General features: G+C 39.7%; 18 protein-coding genes. 10 read left to right on the forward strand and 8 right to left on the reverse strand.

The window, feature by feature from the left end; all coding sequences use genetic code 11:
- Positions 1-23 precede the first annotated feature (23 nt).
- Positions 24-1016, reverse strand: a complete 993-nt coding sequence (locus FCN14_RS01785) for a vWA domain-containing protein (RefSeq protein ID WP_138429376.1) — start codon at positions 1014-1016, stop codon at positions 24-26.
- The gene (locus FCN14_RS01790) at positions 1013-2032 is read right to left on the reverse strand and encodes a coiled-coil domain-containing protein (protein WP_138429377.1); all 1020 of its coding nucleotides are present in this window, start codon (positions 2030-2032) and stop codon (positions 1013-1015) included. The genes FCN14_RS01785 and FCN14_RS01790 overlap by 4 nt, the downstream gene beginning before the upstream one ends.
- Positions 2033-2246: 214 nt before the next feature.
- Here FCN14_RS01790 and FCN14_RS01795 point away from each other — a divergent pair, with 214 nt between their 5' ends.
- Positions 2247-3542 carry a M23 family metallopeptidase gene (locus FCN14_RS01795; protein WP_138429378.1) on the forward strand — a complete coding sequence of 432 codons (1296 nt, stop codon included), beginning with the start codon at positions 2247-2249 and terminating at the stop codon, positions 3540-3542.
- Here FCN14_RS01795 and FCN14_RS01800 read toward each other — a convergent pair.
- The gene (locus FCN14_RS01800; protein WP_138429379.1) at positions 3539-4414 is read right to left on the reverse strand and encodes a DUF58 domain-containing protein; all 876 of its coding nucleotides are present in this window, start codon (positions 4412-4414) and stop codon (positions 3539-3541) included. The two genes, FCN14_RS01795 and FCN14_RS01800, sit on opposite strands and share 4 nt — an antisense overlap.
- A 470-nt stretch (positions 4415-4884) precedes the next feature.
- Between FCN14_RS01800 and FCN14_RS01805 the strand changes: the two genes are divergently transcribed.
- The 8 genes from FCN14_RS01805 to tkt all read left to right on the forward strand — a co-directional run bounded on the left by FCN14_RS01805 (position 4885) and on the right by tkt (position 13121).
- A complete protein-coding gene (locus tag FCN14_RS01805) occupies positions 4885-5154 on the forward strand; it encodes a hypothetical protein (protein ID WP_138429380.1) in 270 nt (89 codons plus the stop codon).
- A 118-nt stretch (positions 5155-5272) separates the two neighbouring features.
- Positions 5273-6385, forward strand: coding sequence for an alanine dehydrogenase (ald, locus tag FCN14_RS01810; protein ID WP_138429381.1), 1113 nt, complete (start codon positions 5273-5275; stop codon positions 6383-6385).
- Between the two features lie 284 nt (positions 6386-6669).
- Positions 6670-7470: a ParA family protein gene (locus FCN14_RS01815; protein WP_138429382.1), complete on the forward strand. Its 801-nt coding sequence runs from the start codon at positions 6670-6672 to the stop codon at positions 7468-7470.
- A gap of 14 nt (positions 7471-7484) precedes the next feature.
- A complete protein-coding gene (locus tag FCN14_RS01820; protein ID WP_138429383.1) occupies positions 7485-8423 on the forward strand; it encodes a ParB/RepB/Spo0J family partition protein in 939 nt (312 codons plus the stop codon).
- Positions 8377-9045, forward strand: a complete 669-nt coding sequence (locus FCN14_RS01825) for a DUF5683 domain-containing protein (protein WP_138429384.1) — start codon at positions 8377-8379, stop codon at positions 9043-9045. The genes FCN14_RS01820 and FCN14_RS01825 overlap by 47 nt, the downstream gene beginning before the upstream one ends.
- 9 nt (positions 9046-9054) lie before the next feature.
- On the forward strand, positions 9055-9759 hold the full coding sequence (locus FCN14_RS01830; protein WP_138429385.1) for an LOG family protein: 705 nt from the start codon (positions 9055-9057) through the stop codon (positions 9757-9759).
- Positions 9760-9926: 167 nt separating this feature from the next.
- Positions 9927-10949 carry a tetratricopeptide repeat protein gene (locus FCN14_RS01835; RefSeq protein ID WP_138429386.1) on the forward strand — a complete coding sequence of 341 codons (1023 nt, stop codon included), beginning with the start codon at positions 9927-9929 and terminating at the stop codon, positions 10947-10949.
- 162 nt (positions 10950-11111) lie between these two features.
- Positions 11112-13121 carry a transketolase gene (tkt, locus tag FCN14_RS01840; RefSeq protein WP_138429387.1) on the forward strand — a complete coding sequence of 670 codons (2010 nt, stop codon included), beginning with the start codon at positions 11112-11114 and terminating at the stop codon, positions 13119-13121.
- Positions 13122-13138: 17 nt separating this feature from the next.
- Here the strand turns inward: tkt and FCN14_RS01845 are convergent, their stop codons facing one another.
- Positions 13139-14284, reverse strand: coding sequence for a PP2C family protein-serine/threonine phosphatase (locus FCN14_RS01845; protein WP_138429388.1), 1146 nt, complete (start codon positions 14282-14284; stop codon positions 13139-13141).
- Between the two features lie 121 nt (positions 14285-14405).
- On the opposite strand from FCN14_RS01845, the gene polA reads away from it, so the two are divergent.
- The gene (gene polA, locus FCN14_RS01850; protein ID WP_138429389.1) at positions 14406-17186 is read left to right on the forward strand and encodes a DNA polymerase I; all 2781 of its coding nucleotides are present in this window, start codon (positions 14406-14408) and stop codon (positions 17184-17186) included.
- Here the strand turns inward: polA and FCN14_RS01855 are convergent.
- From FCN14_RS01855 to rsgA, 4 genes are all read right to left on the reverse strand, one after another.
- The gene (locus tag FCN14_RS01855; RefSeq protein ID WP_138429390.1) at positions 17183-17575 is read right to left on the reverse strand and encodes a DUF2914 domain-containing protein; all 393 of its coding nucleotides are present in this window, start codon (positions 17573-17575) and stop codon (positions 17183-17185) included. The two genes, polA and FCN14_RS01855, sit on opposite strands and share 4 nt — an antisense overlap.
- Before the next feature lie 402 nt (positions 17576-17977).
- On the reverse strand, positions 17978-18601 hold the full coding sequence (locus FCN14_RS01860) for a trimeric intracellular cation channel family protein (protein WP_138429391.1): 624 nt from the start codon (positions 18599-18601) through the stop codon (positions 17978-17980).
- 112 nt (positions 18602-18713) lie between these two features.
- Entirely contained in the window at positions 18714-19838 is a 1125-nt protein-coding gene (locus FCN14_RS01865) for a DUF6588 family protein (RefSeq protein WP_138429392.1), read from the reverse strand.
- A gap of 74 nt (positions 19839-19912) precedes the next feature.
- A complete protein-coding gene (gene rsgA, locus FCN14_RS01870; RefSeq protein ID WP_138429393.1) occupies positions 19913-20842 on the reverse strand; it encodes a ribosome small subunit-dependent GTPase A in 930 nt (309 codons plus the stop codon).
- Positions 20843-20850 lie beyond the last annotated feature (8 nt).

The raw sequence follows: 20850 nt of genomic DNA on the forward strand, positions 1-20850 counted from the left end.
GAGCTGTAAATGCATGTCCATTACTATTCTACTGCTTTCCGAAAAAGAAACTGCTCAGACACTAAAGCAAATACCAGTAAAAGAATACCGGGTAGTAAAAAACGTGGATATAAATCTTGGTAATCGGTATAGATAATTTCCTCAATTTCCGATTTCTCAAGGTTATCAATTTTAGAATAGATCTCTTCTAGTTTTTCGGTATCCGTAGCCCGAAAATAGGCTCCCCCCGTCATATTGGCAATTTTTTTAAGCATCTCTTCATCAATATTGACTTCAACATTTTGATAGCGATTACCAAAGATAGGATCTTTCACAGGGTAGGGGGCTGTACCGCGAGTACCGGCACCAATAGTATATACTTTTATATCATAAGATAAAGCTAGATCAGCAGCTGTAACAGGGTCAATTTCCCCGGAGTTATTTTGCCCGTCGGTAAGTAGAATGATAATTTTACTTTTCGCTTCACTCTTTTTTAACCGATTAACGGCTGTGGCAATCCCCATTCCGATAGCGGTGCCATCTTCTACTACCCCCATCTCTACATCTCCAAGTAACCGTTTTAATAAATCATAGTCGAGAGTAGGGGGCACCATGGTAAAGCTTTTACGGGCAAAAAGAACAAGACCTATGCGGTCTGAAATTCGTTGGTTGATGAAATCTTCGGCAACATCTTTGGCAGCCTCCAGCCTATTGGGTTGAAGATCTTCGGCTTTCATGGAAGTCGAAATATCGACTGTTAGTACAATGTCGATACCTTCAGCATTTTGTTCTATCGTAGTATTTTTATACTGTGGACGGGCAATAGCCAAAACAATAAGAATGAAGGCGATCCATTGTAAAATAGGAGAAACCCATACCCCCAGAGATCGCCAATTTCCAGAAAGGTTTTTGAGACCTGAGGTATCGGAGAAGGTTAGGCTGGGCGTTTTTTTTGTCCATATTGTCCAGATATGATACCCAATGATGGGTATCAAGAGTAGAAGCAACCAAAGCCATTGTGGATTATCCCAACTCATGCATTAACCTCTTCCCGTTTTTGTTGTTCATGAAAACGTTTACGTTCGGCTTCTACCTTAGATTTATGATTTTTTCGCTTATGTTCAATACGTGGACCATCTACATCTTTGGCGCGTTCCAGGAAATTATGTGCTTTTCTAAGTGCCCGTTGTGCTTGATCGGTAGTAGGTTGGAATTTAGCAAATTTCACCATATCTGCCTCTTGGAGTACGGCCTGAGTGTCAGCAAGCAGATCGTCATCTATGACTCTTTTTCTAAGCGCTCGTAGGAGCTCACTACTGGTAGACTCAAGAGCCGGTATTCCGTATAGGTTTTCATAATATTGGCGTATAGCATCTCCCAGTACAATATAGAACTCTTTAAAATCTTCATGGCTATCCAGCTTACTCTTTTCAAGTTGTTTTATTGTTTTTTCAAGCTGGCTAAGAGGATTTATAAAAGGTTCGGGGCTAAACGTTTTTGGCTCTTTCGGTTCGCTTCGGTCACGATTTTTCAAATAATAGTGATAAATGAGATATCCTGCTGCGATTAAAAGTAACAGGGCCACAATATAGGGCCACCAGGCTTTAGCAAAAGCAAAAATAGGTTTAAGAGGACGAAACTCTTGTTCCTCTTTTGCCAGTACGCTATGAAATGGTACTCTTACCGGATTAGTATAAAGAACAGTAGTATCCTGCTGTAGAATTAAGCTTACCGGTAAAGGCGGAATGGTAGTATCTGCAGTAGCAAAAAATTGCAGTTTATAAGAAATACTATCCTTATATGTGGATTGTTGGAAATGACGCCGTGAACGTATTTCAAAACTATTACCGAAATGAGATGAATCAGGGAAGGTTATTTGATCATACTGCTTACTACGGTTAAGTGTCAGAGAGTAATTGAATGTGTCGCCTACCTGTAGCGAATCAATGTTTACATACTCACTCACAGTCTGGCCCATGCTGATACTGGGAACCAATATTAGCAGTAACAGGGCCGGCAGAAAAAAGAAGTTATTAAACTTGGTACTTATCACAGTTTCTTGGTAATAATTAATCAGATACCTTGAACAATTAATTCTGTTTTTTATTGTGTCAGTCATTTGCACCGGCGCTAAAAATAGAAAAAATCTCTCCATTCAGAAAAAGTAAGTCAAAGCAATTATTTATTTGGCATTTTTAATTAAGATGTGCATTAATTTTATGAAAATGGTATGTTGGACGAGGATTATTTGCAAATAAAGGGTCACTATGTTCAGAACGCTATTAGTTAGTATCATAACAAGCTTTGTGCTTCTAGGTTGTAACACTGGTAAAACTGAGAAATCACAAGTAAAAAAGGAAAAGCAGAACCAACAGGTTGATTCTGCTAATGTTGTTAAACGAGATATGTATGGGACCCCTGTTGATAGTTTCCAGGTTGCTGATCATGAAATTAAGCGTAATGAAAGTCTTTATGTGATACTGGATAAATTCGATTTTACTCCTAAAGAGATTCACTCTTTTACACAGAAAGCACGTAATGTACTGGATTTCAATAATCTGCGCCCTGGCCAACGTTATCGAACGTATGCTTCAGTTGACGATAATGGGATTTCACGATTGGTATGGCAACCCAACAAGCTTGAGTATGTGGTTTTTGACTGGGCTAAAGACTCATTGAAAGCTTACCGGGCTGCACATCCGCTTAAAAAAAAGAAATCCGTGGCATCGGGAGAAGTTTCCAGCTCGTTGTATCAGACAATAAGTGATAAAGGAGCAAGTCCGCTTCTTGCTTATAAGATGGCAGATATTTTTGCATGGCAAATAAACTTTTTTGGATTGCGTGAAGGAGATTCATTTAACGTCTTATATGAAAAGCAGTTTATAGGAGATGACTTTTGGAGTGTTGGGGATGTACTGGCTGCTACATTTAACCATCGGGGAGAGATATACCAGGCATACAAATATAGCAATGGGGAAGTAGAGGGTTACTTTACTAATGAGGGCAAGAGTGTTGAGAAAGCACTGCTTAAGGCTCCATTTAAGTTTAGTCAACGTATAAGTTCTCCATTTTCACGTAATCGTTATCATCCTATATTGAAAAAGCGTCGACCTCACTATGGTATTGATTATGCTGCACCGCGAGGGACACCGGTATTATCGGTAGGAGATGGGATAGTTACTAAAGCAGAATATGGTAATGGCAGTGGATATATTGTCAAAATAGAACACAATGGAGTTTACCAAACTGCGTACATGCATTTGCGCGGTTTTGCAGATGGTATCCATCGGGGGGCTAAAGTAGAACAGGGACAGGTTATTGCTTATGTAGGAAATACAGGCATGTCTACTGGTCCTCATCTTCACTACTCATTATACAAAAACAATCAACCTGTGAATGCACTGGGTATAGATTTACCATCTTCTGAATCAATTCCGGATAGCTTGATGGAAGATTTTAAAAAAGTGAGAGATTCACTCAATAAGCAGTTAGAAAGTAAAAATTCTAATTCTGCCGGTGATACGGAAAATGAATCTATGATTACGTATGTTAATAATCATTAGTAACGGTGAACACGCCGGCGGAAGAATGACATGAGCGGACGAATGTAGGAAGTGTTGGTATTCAGTTCTATAGTATCAATTTTCATTCTTAGAAAACGATCACGTAAGTTTTCTTTCTGTATTTTACGTTTTTTAAGGTATTCTTTCCGCACTTTCTCGCTCGATGTATCAACTAATACCTCTTCTCCGGTTTCTGCATCTTTTAGTGGCATCAGCCCTAATTCGGGAAGTTCATCTTCAAACTCATCATTAATGAATATGTTTACCAAGTCATGTTTTTGACTGGTAATCTTCATCTGCTTGTCATAGTTCTCATCTTGGAAATCGCTGGCAAAAATCACAATAGCTCTGCGATTAAGAAGCCGGTTAACATAAGAGAGAGCCTCACTAAGATCAGTACCGGTACTTTCAGGTTCAGTTGTTAGCAGTTCTCGGATGAGTCGCAGTACGTGTTTACGGCCTTTTTTAGGAGGGATTACCTTTTCAACTTTATCAGTAAAAAGGATGAGGCCTACCTTATCACCATTCTTAATAGCACTAAAAGCTAGTACAGCACAAATTTCGATAGATAATTCCATCTTACTTTGACCTTTACTGCCAAATATTCCACTGGGAGAGATGTCTACGCACAGCATCAGCGTTTGTTCGCGTTCCTCCTCAAACTGTTTAATAAAAGGATCTCCAGTACGGGCCGTGACATTCCAGTCGATTTGCCGAATATCATCTCCATAATTATACTCCCGAACTTCAGAGAACTCCATGCCTCGGCCTTTAAAAGCTGATTGATATTCACCACCAAGTATATTGTTAACCATCCCCTTGGTACGAATTTCAATTTTTCGGACTTTTTTTAAAATCTCTTTGGAAATCATACTGTAATAATTGTCTTCTGTTGATAGCGCTTAAGGATAATGTAATTAGGAAGCATTTAAAAGTATATAATTCACCCAAAGGGGGGGGGTGCATTGTGCTGGGCTCGCACAGCAGGATTACACAAGTGGTTCTATTTTTTTAATGACCCTCTGATTATTTGATAAGAACGGTGTATAGGCCTGGAAGATATGTATAGGTTGCAATAATGTGTTTTGAAAAAATGCAACAATTCCCGATCTTGTGAGGCGCCCTGAAACGGGTGTCTCTCTTGATGAATAGTCAGGGCCTCACAACTGATACTTGTGAGGCCTTATTTTTTTCCACCATTGCAATGATACTTAGTCCTCCCTTCCAGAAGCAATTACTAGATATCTATTAACAGTTTAATAACATTTTGGTAACGGTTTAGTCAGATATAATGCTTGTATTTAGATATGCAATCACTTTATAGATACAAGCATTTCAGCAGATGATAATTGGTAGTGAATTCAGTAAAAAATACCAAGAGTTACTTAAAGAAGTTGGCACTCATGCTAATAATGATACTTCACACAGCATTGCTGTAAAAGATATTAATGCTAATTTAAATCTGGATCGCACGGAAATTAAAAATGTGCTAGAGTATCTAGAGGGGTTAGGGTACATTGAGACAAAAACGATAGGGGGCCCCTTATTATATGGCCATATCACAATTACGGCTTCAGGACTATCTAAATGTGAAGAGCTTACAAAAAGCTAAGTATTTTTAGAGTGTAAATTTTTCTAAGCCAGGGAGTTAAATATTTTCGAAAAAAATACCTACCTTTCGCACGGATTTTAATCCTGAAGTATTTTCTTATAACAAAACATTCGTATCCATGATTATAGGTGTACCCAAAGAGATAAAAACACACGAAAACCGCGTCGCTCTTCTACCCGGAGGCGTCTTAAAGATGAAACGCAACGGTCATGATGTATTGATCGAGAAAGGAGCTGGAATAGGCAGTGGTTTTTCTGATGAAAAATATACTGAAGCTGGAGCTACTATCGTTGATGACGTCGACAAATTGTGGGAAAAGTCTGAAATGATAATGAAGGTTAAAGAACCTATTGAGGTTGAATATGACCGAATGCAGGAAGGACAAATTATCTTTACATACTTCCACTTCGCAGCCAGCAGAGAACTGACAGAAGCAGTTATTGATTCAAAATGTATTGCTATTGCTTACGAGACGGTAGAAAAGGCTGATGGCTCTTTGCCGTTACTAATTCCTATGAGTGAAGTTGCTGGACGGATGGCTTCTCAAGAAGGTGCAAAGTATTTAGAAAAGGCACAAGGGGGCCGTGGTGTACTGCTCGGTGGTATTCCTGGAGTAAAACCTGCTAATGTTATGGTTATTGGTGGTGGCATTGTTGGAGTTAATGCAGCCAAGATTGCAGCTGGGATGGGTGCTAATACTACAATTATGGATATTGATATGCCTCGTTTGCGGTATCTTGACGATGTTATGCCTTCAAATATTGATACAATGTTCTCGTCAGAGGCCAATATTAAAAAGCTTTTGCCTGATGTTGATATGATTATTGGTGCAGTACTAAAGCCGGGAGCAAAAGCGCCGCACTTGGTAACGCGTGAAATGCTTGGTGATATGAAAAAAGGAGCTGTACTGGTAGATGTGGCTATTGATCAGGGCGGATGTTTTGAAACTTCGAAGCCTACTACTCATGACAATCCTATTTATGATGTAGATGGTATTGTTCATTACTGTGTAACAAACATGCCGGGAGCAGTACCCTTTACCTCTACGCTGGGACTAACAAATGTCACCTTGCCTTATGCGGTAGATATAGCTAATAAAGGTTGGAAGAAAGCACTTGATAATGATGAAGAATTAAAGAAAGGTCTTAACATTGTTAATGGTGATGTGGTCTATAAGGATGTGGCAGATGCATTTGATATGGACTTTACTTCCATCGATAGTGTATTCTAACAGATACTGTTATTTAAAGAAGCCGAATATCATTGAAGGTATTCGGCTTTTTTTATTAGTTGGCCGTACCCTATTTTTTCGCCAATGTTTGCAGTAGTATGAAACATGTTGTGGAACATATAAAATATTTCTTGAACTGATCAGTTGTAATACACTGGTATTCATTGTGATAGAAATGTTAATAAGTAGGTTGACAATTTGTTAATAAGTATTCTTGTTTAGCATAAGTCATCCCGTTATATTTTTGCTTCGCTACATTACTAATAGTTCTATAATTTTCGTACATGGGTAAGATAATTTCCATTGCCAATCAGAAAGGGGGCGTTGGTAAAACGACTACGGCTATCAATCTTGCAGCGAGTTTAGCCGCCGTTGAACATACGACTCTTATTATTGATATCGATCCTCAAAGTAATACTACAAGTGGTCTGGGTATCGAATCCAAAACAGTGACCAACTCTGTCTATGAAGTGATGGTAGGTGGAGTGGATGCAAAAGATGCTATTCGCGAAACGGAATTGCCTTTCTTGGAGCTTATTCCGTCTCATATTAATCTTGTGGGTGCTGAGATTGAAATGATCGACCGCGAAGAGCGCGAACGTATTCTTGAAAAGGCGATAGGAGATCTTAAAGAAGAGTATGATTTTATTATTATAGACTGTCCCCCTTCTTTGGGTCTTCTTACTATCAATGCACTAACAGCATCTGATTCAGTTCTTATCCCTGTACAGTGTGAGTATTTTGCTCTTGAAGGGTTGGGTCAGCTTTTGAATACCATAAAGATTGTTCGCCAACATCTTAATACAGAGCTTGAGATTGAAGGCGTATTACTTACAATGTACGATACCAGAACTCGCCTTTCAGACCAAGTTGCCGATGAGGTTCGCAAATATTTTGATGATCGTGTTTTTGAGCAGATCATCAAACGGAATGTTCGGTTAGCAGAAGCCCCAAGTTTTGGAAAACCTGCTGTACTTTATGATTCTACCAGTGTAGGAGCTAAAAACTATTTGGCTCTTGCTCGTGAAATAATTCGACGTAATAAAGATCTTTTTAAAGATAGTCCTGTGTTAGCAGAGGGCTAAAGAGTATTTAATTCATGGCATCAAAAAAAGTTTTAGGTCGCGGTTTAGGCGCTTTTTTCCCAGAATATGATGAAGGGTCTGAAAGTACAGAAAAAGGGGAGAAAGGAGAAGGTAAAGGTGGTGATACCGAAGGTACGGCATATATTGAGCCTAAGAAACGAGTAAATATTGTTTTAGATGTTCCGGTTGATAATATCCGCCCTAATCCTCATCAGCCTCGAAAAGAGTTTGATGGAGAACGACTTGAGGAACTTGCAGATTCCATAGATCAACATGGGCTTATTCAACCTATAACAGTACGTTATATCGGTGAAAAACGCTTTGAACTTATTAGTGGAGAGCGTCGGCTCCGTGCCTCTAAGTTAGCTGGGTTGGAAGAGATTCCAGCATATATTCGTGAAGTTAATGACGAAGATATAATTTCATTTGCGCTAATTGAGAATATTCAGCGTGAAGACTTAAACCCTATTGAGGTTGCATTGGGCTATAAGCGGTTAATTGATGAGGCCGGCTATACCCAGGCAGAGGTTGCAGAACGGGTGGGTAAAAACCGTACTACTGTTACAAATATGCTTCGCTTGCTTAGTCTACCGGCATTTATTCAAGCAGGTTTGCGAGACAATAAAATATCTATGGGACATGCGCGTGCTTTGATTCCTATTGAAGATGAAGGAGATCAAAAAAAGATTTTTAATAAAATTATTGAAAAGGGATATTCTGTTAGAAAAACAGAAAAGCTTGTCCGTAACCTCAATAAAGAGGAAAAAAAGCCAAATGAAGAATCTAAGGAAGAGAATAAAGCTCTTTATAAAGAGATATCTAATCGGCTTCGGAGTAAACTAAGTACTAAAGTAAATATTAAATCTAAAAAGAATGGTGGCGAAATACGTATCGAATATTATTCGGATGAAGAGCTGGATCGCCTGCTCGATCTATTTGACGATATCTCTTAGCCTTACCATTCTTTTTGGAGTTGTACCTGTTTTGGGGCAGTCACTTACAAATAATGAGGGGGCGCCATATACCCATTTCGAACGAAAGCAGTTTGACAGCGCTTTCCATTTGAATATAGCTGATTCTACAGATAGGGAAATTACTCCCGGTTTACCGGATCCCATGAGTGTGATGTATAAATCAATGATTATCCCGGGTTGGGGGCAGGTTATTAACAAACAGGTCTGGAAAGTTCCTATTGTATATGGTTTGCTTGGCGGTTTAGGTTATTATAGTGTCCGCCTTAATAAACAGTATCATGATTATCGGGCTGCTTATTATAATCTGAATCCAGAGACTGATAATGATTTACGGTTTGGACCAACCCCATCTTATATTCCGGAGGATGCTAATCTACAAGAGCTGCGTACCATACGAAACACATATCGAAACCGACGAGATCTAGTCTATGTTGGAATAGTATTAGCTTATGGGCTTAATATTGTAGATGCATATGTATTTGCTCATATGCGCTCATTTGATGTTTCTAAAGATCTCAGCATGAGACCACACATTAAACCTACAATAACGGCGCAGGCTACACCAGGAATTTCGCTTTCAATAGATTTTATAACAAAATAGTAGACGCTTATGGGTAACAATAAAGAAAATGAAGAACTAAAAGTCCCCGAACATTTTGATGATAGCCACTCCAGTGATGTTTGGAGTATCTTCAAAATAATGGGGGAGTTTGTAGATGGTTTTGATAAATTATTTAAAATAGGTCCTTGCGTCTCCTTTTTTGGGTCTGCCCGAACAACTGAAGGAGATGATTATTATGAATTAGCGCGGTCTACGGCTCATAAGGTAACAGATCAGGGTTTCGGCGTGATAACAGGGGGAGGGCCCGGTATTATGGAGGCTGCTAATAAAGGTGCTCAAGAGGGAGATGGGAAATCTGTTGGACTTGGAGTTACATTACCTCATGAACAGGGCGTAAATACCTTTGTTGATAACGATTATATAATAAACTTTCACTATTTCTTTGCTCGCAAGGTAATGTTTGTGAAATATGCTCAGGGTTTTATCGTCTTTCCGGGTGGTTTTGGTACGTTAGATGAGTTTTTTGAGGCATTGACATTAATTCAGACAAAAAAAATCAATACATTTCCTATTGTTTTAATAGGTGTAGACTACTGGAAAGGATTGGTAGACTGGATTAAAGAGCGCATGGTTGAGGAAGGTACAATATCTGCTTCTGATGTTGACCTGTTTCACTTAACGGATGATCCTGATGAGGCAGTCAATATTATATGCGAATTCTATCAGAAACATACACTAAGTCCAAATTTTTAAACTGCTTCTTACTGCCACTCAATTTTCAAGAAACAAAAAATGAATTATTGACTATAAATATATAACTAGTATACAATAAAATGCTTAGGTTTAAGTTTTACTTTTAAAATAGAACTTTAATTCATTACATTTACTGTTTTCAAAAATTCAACAAAAACGAAGGGATAATGAAATTGTTAAAAAACTGCATAACAACCGTTGTATTTAGTCTTTTAATAGTAGGGGCAGTGTCAAATGTAGATGCCCAAGATAAGCGATCAGCGGTAAAAACATATAACAAAGCTTTAGAGTCGGCTCAAAATGGTGATATTGAGCAGTCTATCAATTTATTCAACCAAGCAATTACCCAAGCAGAGTCTTTAGGTGAAGAAGGGAAAGATATTCTGCAGCGATCTCAACAAAAACTGCCACAGGTGCATTACCAGCTGGCCTTACAGCGATACAAAGCTTTTAAAAGTAATAATTCGATTGAAACATTAGATGCAGCGATTAATGAATTCAGGAATACTAAAGATGTTGCTGAAAAGTATAATGATCAACGTCGTGCCAAAAAAGCAAATGGTATAGTTACCAAGTTGATGTATTCAAAAGCATTATTGTATTATCAACAAGGCAATAACAACGATGCTTTAACTACACTTGATAAAGTTATTGAACGAAATGCCAACTATGCTAAGGCTTATTACCAGAAAGGTATTGTCATGAAGAAGGTAGATAGTAAAAATATTGATGATGCTATTGCCCAGTTTGATAAAGCTATTAAGGTAGCCAATGAAATTGGTGAAAGTCGTACGGCTACTCGTGCTAAAGAATCGGCACGTGATCAGTTAGTGTATCAAGGGGCTCAAGCTATTAGTAATGAAAACTTTGAAAGAGCAGTAGATTTGCTAGATCGTGCATTAAAGTATGATTCGACCTCTGCTGATGCTTATTTCCGTCTTGCTGAGGCACATAATAAGATGCAAAACTGGCAAAGTGCAGCTAATAATGCTCAAAAGGGGCTGGATTACGAAAAAGGTGGTAAAACCGAACAGGCAAAAATATACTTTGAATTAGCAACTGCTTACAAAGGGTTGGGACAAAAAGAAAATGCATGTAGTGCCTTTAGTAATGCTTCCTACGGATCATTTAAATCGCCTGCCCAGCACCAAATGGAATACGAACTGAAATGTGATAGCGCTACAAATTAAGTATTCTGTTTTATTAAACTATTTGGGGCCTCCGGTTTTCGGAGGCCTTTTTTTATTTGGTGATGTTGTGGTTCTTTTGTTTTTAAGTGAGCACAGCATTGGCTATTTTCCGCTTCTAATTTATTTGATGCTAATTTACAAACCTTCTCTACTATCACAACCATGAATCACACCATTACTTCGCTTGATGAGCTGTGCGTAAATACGATTAGAACCCTATCGATGGATGCTGTACAAGCAGCTGAATCTGGCCACCCTGGTATGCCCATGGGTATGGCTGATGCAGCTTATGTACTTTGGACTAAGTTTTTAAAACACGACCCTTCTAACCCTGATTGGTACAACAGAGATCGTTTTATACTCTCAGCAGGGCATGGATCGATGTTGCTATACAGCCTCTTACATCTTACTGGTTATGATTTATCATTAGAAGAACTTAAAAATTTTCGTCAATGGGAAAGCCTTACTCCAGGGCATCCCGAGTACGGGCACACGCCGGGTGTAGAAACAACAACAGGTCCGTTGGGGCAGGGGTTTGCTACTGGTGTGGGTATGGCAATGGCTGAAAGACATTTGGCTGCTAAATTTAATGAAGCTGGATTACCCATTACAGATCATTATACCTACGGTATTGTCAGTGATGGTGATCTTATGGAAGGAATCTCACAAGAAGCCGCTTCTCTTGCCGGACATTTGAAGCTTGGCAAGATTATTTATCTCTATGATGATAATGAGATCTCAATTGATGGAAGTACTGATCTATCTTTTACAGAAGATGTTTCTAAGCGATTTGAGTCATGTGACTGGCATATTATTGAAATCGACGGTCATGACCGCGATGCAGTAGAGAAGGCAATTTTAGAAGCACAGAAAGAAACAGATAAACCATCACTGATTCGCTGTAGAACACATATCGGATTTGGTAGCCCAAATAAACAAGATAGTGCTTCTTCCCACGGTGCTCCCCTTGGTGAAGATGAGATTAAGAAAACGAAAGAAAATTTGGGTTGGGATCCTGAGGCAACTTTCCACATTCCCGATGACGTGTTAGAGCACTTTAGAACAGCCAAAGAGAAAGGCAGTGAATATCGTGACCAATGGGAAGCACGGTTTAACCAGTATAAAGAAACGTATGGCGAACAAGCAGCTCAGTTTGAGGCCGCTATTAGCCGGGAACTACCGTCTGATTTTGAAGATTTTTTACCGACTTTTGAGGCTGATGAAGATGGTTTGGCAACAAGGGCCTCTTCCGGTAAGGTAATTCAGGAAATGGCACCCAATATTCCTCATTTAATTGGCGGTTCGGCAGACCTTACGGGTAGTAATAAAACCTGGATGGATGATTCCGGAATTTTTAGTGCTTCGAACTATGCCGGACAAAATATCCATTTTGGAGTACGTGAGCATGCCATGGGAGCGGCACTTAATGGTATGGCATTACATACCGGCGTAATTCCTTATGGAGGAACGTTTTTAATCTTTTCAGACTATTGCCGTCCGGCAATACGTCTTGCTGCACTTTCAAATATACCATCCATATTTGTGTTTACGCATGACAGTGTAGGCCTTGGTGAAGATGGGCCCACCCACCAACCTATTGAGCATTTGGCATCATTACGAGCTATGCCTAATGCTTTGGTCTTGCGACCAGCTGATGCAAATGAGGTTGCCTGGAGTTGGAAGGCAGCAATTAGCTATACAGAAGGCCCATCACTTCTTGCACTTACCAGACAAAATGTTCCAACCTTTGAACGTACCAAAGAGAATGCAGCATCAAATACGCTAAAAGGCGGATACATTTTAGCTGATTCTGATAAAGAGCAGCCGGATGTAATTTTGATGGGAAGCGGTTCAGAAGTTCAGTATGCCATGAAAGCTAAATATAAACTTGCTGATGAGGGTATCGATGCACGAGTGGTGAGTATGCCATGCTGGAAACTGTTCCGAGAACAGGATAAATCTTATAAACAAAAGGTATTGCCTTCGGCAGTAACAGCACGTATATCTATTGAGGCCGCTGCTACTTTTGGCTGGCGTGAGTGGATAGGATCCGAAGGGATAGCTATTGGGTTAGATCACTTTGGAGCTTCTGCGCCGTTTCAAGATATTTATAACCACTTCGGTCTAACAACAGATAATATTGTACAAGAAGCTCGTACTCTGGTAGACTAAATTTCTGTTCCCAGAAATTACTCTTTATGGTGTACACAGGTAAAGGTGATATCATCGCCCGGCTTTTCGTTGCCGATAAAGTTTTCAAGTGAGGATTGAATTTTGCGGATGATCGTTTTGGCGTGTAATGATCCATATACACTAAGTATGGCGTCAAGACGATCTTCTCCGTACTCTTCACTCACCTCATTGCGAGCTTCTGTCAGGCCATCGGTATAGAATAAGATGCTATCTCCCGACTTAAAATGGAAAACCTTTTCCTGCATATGGTGTTGTAAGTTTGCTGATGATGTCATACCAAGCGCATAGCCATCAGAACGCAGGTCGAAGGTTGCATCTCGCTCATCACTGAAAAAGATGGGAGCATTGTGGCCGGCTCGTGCAAATATCAGTTTATCTTCTCCTTTTGGAAAAAAGCCGGCACAAGCGGTAACAAAGGTTTTGTCTTTAATATCTGATTTCACATAATTATTGAGCTCCATAAATAGCTCTTTAGGAGTGGGATTGCTTTTTTCAATAATCAGGTGAACAAGTGCCTGCATACGAACCATGTATAGTGCAGCTGTCAACCCTTTACCGGAAACATCTGCAATAACGATATACGTACCTTCTTCAGTCTCAATAATATCCACATAGTCACCACCTACTTCTTTTGCCGTATTGGCAAATGAGACAATTTCTAAATTATCAGTTTGATGTTCAGTATTGGGTAATAGGCTGAGTTGAATTTCACGGGCCAAGTCAATTTCTCGTTTGACATCAGACTTTTCAAGTAATTCAACCAGCAAAAGCATTAACATAGATCCAAAAGCAAAGGGGACTAACAGATCATAAAAAATTACGAAGCCGGTTATTTGTAGAAATCCGAAAAGATAGTGTGCTACAAATGAAATTAATGATAGACCAAAAAGAAGTCTTCTGGTTGGGTTTAACCGCTGGGTGAGGGCAGAGAATAATCGCAAAAATTTCATATGCCCGGGCACCTTACTATCGACTCGTTGCTCTAAATCTTCGTTGATTGCTTCAGAGTATAGTTGTTTTAGCCGATCGGTATCATTGTAAAACTCTTTACCGATACGCTCCCGGGTCATACCGGAAACATATTCTTTATAAAACGATTTTGTATTTTGGAAAGCAGATTGTGCTTCGTTTTTTAAGCCCATGTAAAAATGTGATCAATAATAATTGAATGTAAAGTACTTATTCGAAAACAATAGTAAAAAGTTTTACCTTTCCTTTTGCCCGTTGAAAAAAATAAATTAACCAAGTAAAAATAAATCCAGAATGTCTAGAAGTTTCTTGTTTTTAATAGATGGTATGGCTTTAGCCTATCGTTCACACTATGCTTTTATCCGCAGTAATTTAAAGAATTCCGAAGGGATTCCCACAGGGCCAATATTAGGTTTTGCCAATACACTGGAAAAGTTACTTCAAGAGCATAAGCCTAGCCATATCGCGGTTGCATGGGATACTGACAAACCAACTTTTCGCCATGAAATGGATGAAGAGTATAAAGCAAATCGCCCTCCACAACCTGAAGAGCTTACAATCGGAATTCCTCTTATCAAAGAGATGATTGAAGGATATGGAATCAAGAATATAGAGCAAGATGGCTATGAGGCAGATGATATTATTGGTACGATTGCCGAAGGGGCCAATGCCGAGGATGTGGATGTGTTTTTGGTAACACCGGATAAAGATTTTATGCAGTTGGTACATGATCATATCACGATGTATAAACCGGATAATAAAAATGGTGGATTTAATAAGATTGACCGTGAAGGAGTAAAAGAGTATTTCGGTGTTTACCCTGAAAAAGTGATCGATGTATTGGCAATTTTGGGGGATACCTCCGATAATATTCCCGGGGTTAAGGGAATTGGTAAAAAAGGGGCTCCCAAATTGATTAACAAATATGGGACCTTGGAGGCAGCCATAGAAGATGCGCCTAATATGAGTTCCAAACGCCATCGCGAAGGATTACAAGAATATGAAGAGGAAGCATTACATGCTAAGGAGCTGGTAACGATTAAAACGGATGTGCCTAATACTGTAGATTGGGAAGAACTTGAGTGGGAAGGCCCGAATGAAGAAGAATTGGGGACGTTCTTTAAGAGAATGGAGTTTCGGACACTTACTAAAAAGTATCTTGATGAAAAGATTAATCGATCAGCTGATAAAAAGTCGGCACCGGCAGATGAAAATCAGGCAGATCTTTTTATCGCAGAAGATGATACAGAAGAGGAATCACCGCTACAAAAGTACGATGAAGATATTGTCACATATGAGTTAGTGGATACCTCAAAAGCTCTGGTAGCATTGGTTGAAAAATTATCTGGCAAGAACCGTCTTTGTTTTGATACGGAAACCGATGGCATTGATCCCATGGAAAATGAGCTGGTTGGGATCTCTCTATCAACAACGCCTGGTGTAGCATATTATATACCGGTAAATGTGGAAGAGGGGATGCCTGAAAAGGAGGTGCTAGAGACTTTAGCCCCCCTTTTTAAGGATGAAAATACTTTGAAAATAGCACATAACTATAAGTTTGATTATATGATGCTAAATAGGGCTGGGCTCAAGATAGGAGGTCCTGCTTTTGATACTATGATAGCAGCCTACCTTATTGATGCAGATCAAAAACTTAAAATGGATACACTTGCCAAAGAGTACCTGAACTATGAGTGTATTTCTATCACCGAATTGATCGGCGAAGGGCGGAAGCAAAAGACGATGGATGAAATTGCTGCGGCCGATATAAAGGTATATGCCTGTGAAGATGCAGATATCACACTCCGGTTGTATGAACGATTGAGTGATGCTCTGTCGGATGATGATTTGGATGAGATCGCAGAGACGCTTGAATTCCCTCTTATGGAGGTTCTAGCAAGGATGGAGATGAATGGTGTGCGTCTGGATAAGAAGATGCTTGAGGAGTTCTCTCAGGAACTGCGAGAGGAATTGATAAGGCTGGAAGAGACTATTTACGAGAAGGCCGGTACCGAATTTAATATAAATTCTCCAAAGCAGCTGGGAGAAGTGCTTTTTGACAAAATGGGACTGCCTGCTGGAAAAAAAACCAAGACAGGCCAATATTCTACGGCTGAATCGGTATTGAAAAAGTTAGCAGATGACTATGAAATACCAGACCTTATTTTGGAATATCGGGCATTGAAAAAGTTGAAGTCTACTTATGTAGATGCTTTACCCAAGCTGATTAATGAAGAGACTGGACGAATCCATACAAGCTTTAACCAGAGTATAGCAGCAACAGGACGTCTTTCTTCTTCCAATCCGAATTTACAGAATATTCCTATTCGTACCCCACGTGGACGTGAAATCCGTAAGGCATTTATTGCTGATGAGGGTTGTCAGCTTCTTTCTGCTGACTATTCACAGGTTGAGCTCCGGGTTATCGCTTCAATAGCCGAAGATGAAAATATGATGGAGGCCTTTAATAATGATGAAGATATCCATTCTCGTACTGCCAAAGAGATTTTTGAGCTGGATGATATCAAAGATGTTACTTCCAATCATCGTCGTAAGGCTAAAGAAGTGAACTTTGGAATTCCGTATGGAGTAAGTGCATATGGACTGGCGAATCGTCTTAATATCAGCAACACCGAGGGTAAAGAGATAATTGATCAGTACTTTGAGCGTTTCCCGGGTATACAGGACTATATAGATGAGACTAAAAACTTTGCCAAAGAAAATGGATACGTGAAAACTCTGTTGGGGCGCCGTCGTTATATTCCCCAGATAAATTCAGGTAATTGGAATGTGCGATCTTTCGCAGAACGAACAGCGATCAATATGCCGATACAAGGTACAGCAGCAGATATTATTAAGATCGCGATGATAAATATTCAAGAGTATCTTGAAGAAGAGCAGCTCAAAACACGGATGCTCTTACAGGTGCATGATGAATTGATTTTTGAAGTTCCTAAGGAGGAAGCAGATGAGGTACCTGAGAAACTTAAAGAGTTAATGGAATCTGCCTATACGCTCTCTGTACCACTGAAAGTGGATATGGGTCTTGCTGATAATTGGTTAAAAGCCCATTAGTTCTTTATAGTAAAGGATTTGGTGGCCAATATATTACCTTCACTGTCTTCAATCATGACGCGCCAGGGGCCGGTCCAGCTTGGTAAGATCGACTTTGAGCTCCAGGTGCGCCATTTTTTCGCTGCAACGGTAAGGGGAATGCGAGCTTTTTCTTCTTCCTTGTAATGCCACACATGAAATATTTTTGTTGAATCGATTGCACCTTCAATAAGTGTGTAGCAGTAAACAGACCCGATATTTGCAGAAAAGGCAGTATCTTTCTTTATCGGTTGACGATCCTGAACATCTTGCGCAATGGTTATTTGTGGAACTCTTAGATTCTGAGCCTGAACAGAAATACTTGTTCCTAGCAGTACTACAAATATTGATATCGTTTTAAGAGTATTCATAATATCTAATTTTGTTTATTCAATACTAATCTTTTTTTAATATGCGAAAAATTAGTTAAAACTACTTATTTACTGGTAAGCAGAGGGGAGATTTCCGAATTTTGCTTGCAAGTAGTTGATGCACAAGTAATGAATACTTTTAAGGCGGGGATATAACTTTCTCGAACTTACTATTTATATACTTTTCAACGGTTTGTTACTTATAACTTAGGGATGTCATCGCTATTTTCCTTTTCCTTCCTAACACCAATTATGGAAAGGGATCGGTTGCATTTCCAGTGGTTTTGGAAACCTGTCAATCATAAGTTTTGAGTGGGTTCTGTTTCAGTTAATAAGGTACTAGTAGTATCGTAGTATCACTTCGGGATAATGCGAAAAGACTTATAAAAAAGCCTTCAATTGCTATTCTTCAAGTCTAAAACGAGGCAGGTGCAGCGACCATTGAATAGCTGCCAGGCGTAGGCCAATGACGACGGTCATACCAAGAATAATATTGGTAACCGAGGATAAACCTGTAAACTGTAACAGAAGATATACAGTAGCACCAGCCAGGGCTGCTGTAGCATAAATATCACGGCGCATAATGAGTGGAATATCATTAGATAATACATCGCGAATCAGCCCACCGACAGTACCGGTAATAGCTGCCATAATAACAATAATAACTCCATTGGATATTACTTCTTGCGTAATTTGCGCCCCGGTAATTGTGAAAACGGCAAGTCCCAGGGCATCAGCTAAAAGCAATGCTTTCTCCGGGGGAGCTTTATGACGTGTATACCATATTGTTGCCAGGGCCGATATAATAATTACGGATAGGTAAGTAGGGTCTGCAATCCAAAAGATAGGGTGGCGATCCAAGAGAAGGTCACGGGTAGTACCACCACCAATAGCAGTTACCACCGCAATAATTACAACACCCAGCAGATCAAGGCTTTTGCGCCCTGCGGCTAACGCCCCGGATATGGCAAAAACGGAGACGCCGAAAAGATCTAATAAATATAATAGTTGTATCTCGTCCAGCATAGTTCAAGAATATTCTCGTATTAATAAATGGGTTCGGAAAGATCAGTGAGAATATAAAAAAAGGGAGTTCATTTAATGAACTCCCTTTTAAAAAGTAGTACTGCTTAATTTTTTATCTAAAGCTAATACCGAAGCCTACGTTGTAACTGGAATAATTGGAAAGGGTGTAAGACCCAGAAATGTGGAAGACGGCGAAACGAAATCGAAATCCAGCAAGGGCTCGGAACCCGTTATCACCATCAATAGAAATATCAAGTGGTTCATCAACGGCATCAACAATGAATGGTTCGTTATTATTTGGATCATTGGAATAATCGGGATTCGGAACTACAGTAGGATAGGAGCCCGGCGTTTTTATATTAAATGTGGATGCTTCATATCCGATTCCCCCATAAATTGATATCATGGGTAATGTTTTACCAACCAGTGCATTTATTGACCAAGCGTCAGTGTTCATTGTAATTTTCTGACCGTCCCATTGTGAAGCTGAATATGGATTTTCAGTATTTTGGGGGTCTTCAATAACGTCTTGAGCGGTTACATCAAAACCTGAACCGACTTCCATGTTCGTATATCCAAACATAAGTGAGAGGTTAACTGGTAGTAGGTTACCTCCTGGTAACCATTGGTTAATGCCATGTTTAGCACCTACCCCAAATAGGTTAAAGGATCCGAAATCACCAATCGTTGTTTTTGGCATATAACGGAACATTAGTTCAGTGTCTTTAATAAGACCGACACCTGCTTTTATCATTGGGGAGGGAACATATCCAAAGTCAGTCCCTTTAGGCATCTGAAAGTCAAAGATCTTTTGCTCACTTATTCCTCCTGGTCCATCAGGATCTGCATATGCAGCCAGGGTAGGCCCTGCAATATCTTTTCCATTTATGGTTTGAGCAATATTGCCACCACTCTCTATTTCTAATTGTTGCAGATTCAGGCTTTGCACATCAAAGGTCTTGTCTGCACCAGGTACTATAGCAAGACCGGAACTTATCGTTAGATCAAAACCGAATTTTTTATGAGGTTTGGCTGTATTTGTCCAACCGGTGTTTAAAGCAGCACCAAATCCAGATCCAAATGGTTGAAGGTATGCTCTTGCTAATGTATTAGCGTCAGCTTTTCCCGATTGTAAAATCTGCCCGACATCTCCAATTTGGGCATTAGCGGGTAATGTGGAAAAGCCCAAAATCCCGATGAATAGCCCCAGTAATAATGTTCTGTATCTTAATTTCATAGATATTGTGTTTAATTGCGACCCTAATTTGTGTATGTGGAATACTACGTAATTTACAGCTAACTCTCTAGTTCTTAATCTTCTTTTAGAGAATCAAGAATGTTAAGGTATGAATCGTAGCGACCGGGGTCAATATTGCCTTTTTCAAAGGCTTTAATTACGCCACAACCGGGTTCATGGCTGTGAGTACAGTTATTGAATTTGCATTTTCGACGCGGTTCCAGCATCTCAGGGAAAAACAAGGAGAGTTCCCAAGGATCAATATTGACCAGTCCAAATTCGCGAATACCGGGTGTATCAACAAGATAGCCCCCGTCGACAAGTGGTAGTAATTTCGCAAAGGTCGTGGTATGGGTTCCTTTTTCATTATAGGAAGATATGTCTCCGACTTTACGCTCAATATTCGGATTGATATGGTTAAGAAGACTAGTTTTGCCCACTCCCGAAGGTCCTACAAATACTGATGTGATATTTTTCAGGCTGTCTTTGAGGCGGTCAAGAGAGGAGTCATCTTTGATGCTTGTTGTTAATATTCCATAGCCTAACGATTCATAGAGTTCGGTAAGGTATTCAATGGAGTGTAGGTCTTGGTCATCGGCCAAATCCATCTTATTAATCACTACTCTAGCAGGTATTTGGTAGGCTTCGCAGGTTATAAGAAATCGATCCAGAAATTGAGGTTTTAGTTTTGGTTGTTTGACTGCTACTACAACATAGGCAGCATCAATATTGGCAGCCAAAATTTGGTTACCCTGTTGGTGATGGGTAGACTCTCGAATTAAGTAATTTTCCCGATCCTCAATTTCTTCGATACTGCCGGTACCGTCATCATTAATTGTAAAATGCACATAATCACCTACTGCAATAGGATTAGTCAGGGCATGGTCTTCGAGCCGAAACCGTCCGGGCAGCCGACAGTTGATGCTGGTAGTTTCTTCACTCTTTTTATATGATACTTCGTACCAGCGACCTGTTGATTCTACAACGCGTCCTCGATATTTCAAACGTTATC

The organism is Fodinibius saliphilus, assembly GCF_005869845.1.
GTDB lineage: Bacteria > Bacteroidota > Rhodothermia > Balneolales > Balneolaceae > Fodinibius > Fodinibius saliphilus.

Coding starts and splice junctions, on each gene's coding strand:
- FCN14_RS01835 (WP_138429386.1), top strand. CDS start 9,927: ATGAAATTGTTAAAAAACTGCATAACAACCGTTGTATTTAGTCTTTTA.
- ald (WP_138429381.1), top strand. CDS start 5,273: ATGATTATAGGTGTACCCAAAGAGATAAAAACACACGAAAACCGCGTC.
- FCN14_RS01820 (WP_138429383.1), top strand. CDS start 7,485: ATGGCATCAAAAAAAGTTTTAGGTCGCGGTTTAGGCGCTTTTTTCCCA.
- FCN14_RS01845 (WP_138429388.1), bottom strand. CDS start 14,284: ATGGGCTTAAAAAACGAAGCACAATCTGCTTTCCAAAATACAAAATCG.
- FCN14_RS01815 (WP_138429382.1), top strand. CDS start 6,670: ATGGGTAAGATAATTTCCATTGCCAATCAGAAAGGGGGCGTTGGTAAA.
- FCN14_RS01800 (WP_138429379.1), bottom strand. CDS start 4,414: ATGATTTCCAAAGAGATTTTAAAAAAAGTCCGAAAAATTGAAATTCGT.
- FCN14_RS01805 (WP_138429380.1), top strand. CDS start 4,885: ATGATAATTGGTAGTGAATTCAGTAAAAAATACCAAGAGTTACTTAAA.
- FCN14_RS01855 (WP_138429390.1), bottom strand. CDS start 17,575: ATGAATACTCTTAAAACGATATCAATATTTGTAGTACTGCTAGGAACA.
- polA (WP_138429389.1), top strand. CDS start 14,406: ATGTCTAGAAGTTTCTTGTTTTTAATAGATGGTATGGCTTTAGCCTAT.
- FCN14_RS01830 (WP_138429385.1), top strand. CDS start 9,055: ATGGGTAACAATAAAGAAAATGAAGAACTAAAAGTCCCCGAACATTTT.
- FCN14_RS01795 (WP_138429378.1), top strand. CDS start 2,247: ATGTTCAGAACGCTATTAGTTAGTATCATAACAAGCTTTGTGCTTCTA.
- FCN14_RS01865 (WP_138429392.1), bottom strand. CDS start 19,838: ATGAAATTAAGATACAGAACATTATTACTGGGGCTATTCATCGGGATT.
- tkt (WP_138429387.1), top strand. CDS start 11,112: ATGAATCACACCATTACTTCGCTTGATGAGCTGTGCGTAAATACGATT.
- FCN14_RS01860 (WP_138429391.1), bottom strand. CDS start 18,601: ATGCTGGACGAGATACAACTATTATATTTATTAGATCTTTTCGGCGTC.
- FCN14_RS01825 (WP_138429384.1), top strand. CDS start 8,377: ATGAAGAGCTGGATCGCCTGCTCGATCTATTTGACGATATCTCTTAGC.
- FCN14_RS01785 (WP_138429376.1), bottom strand. CDS start 1,016: ATGAGTTGGGATAATCCACAATGGCTTTGGTTGCTTCTACTCTTGATA.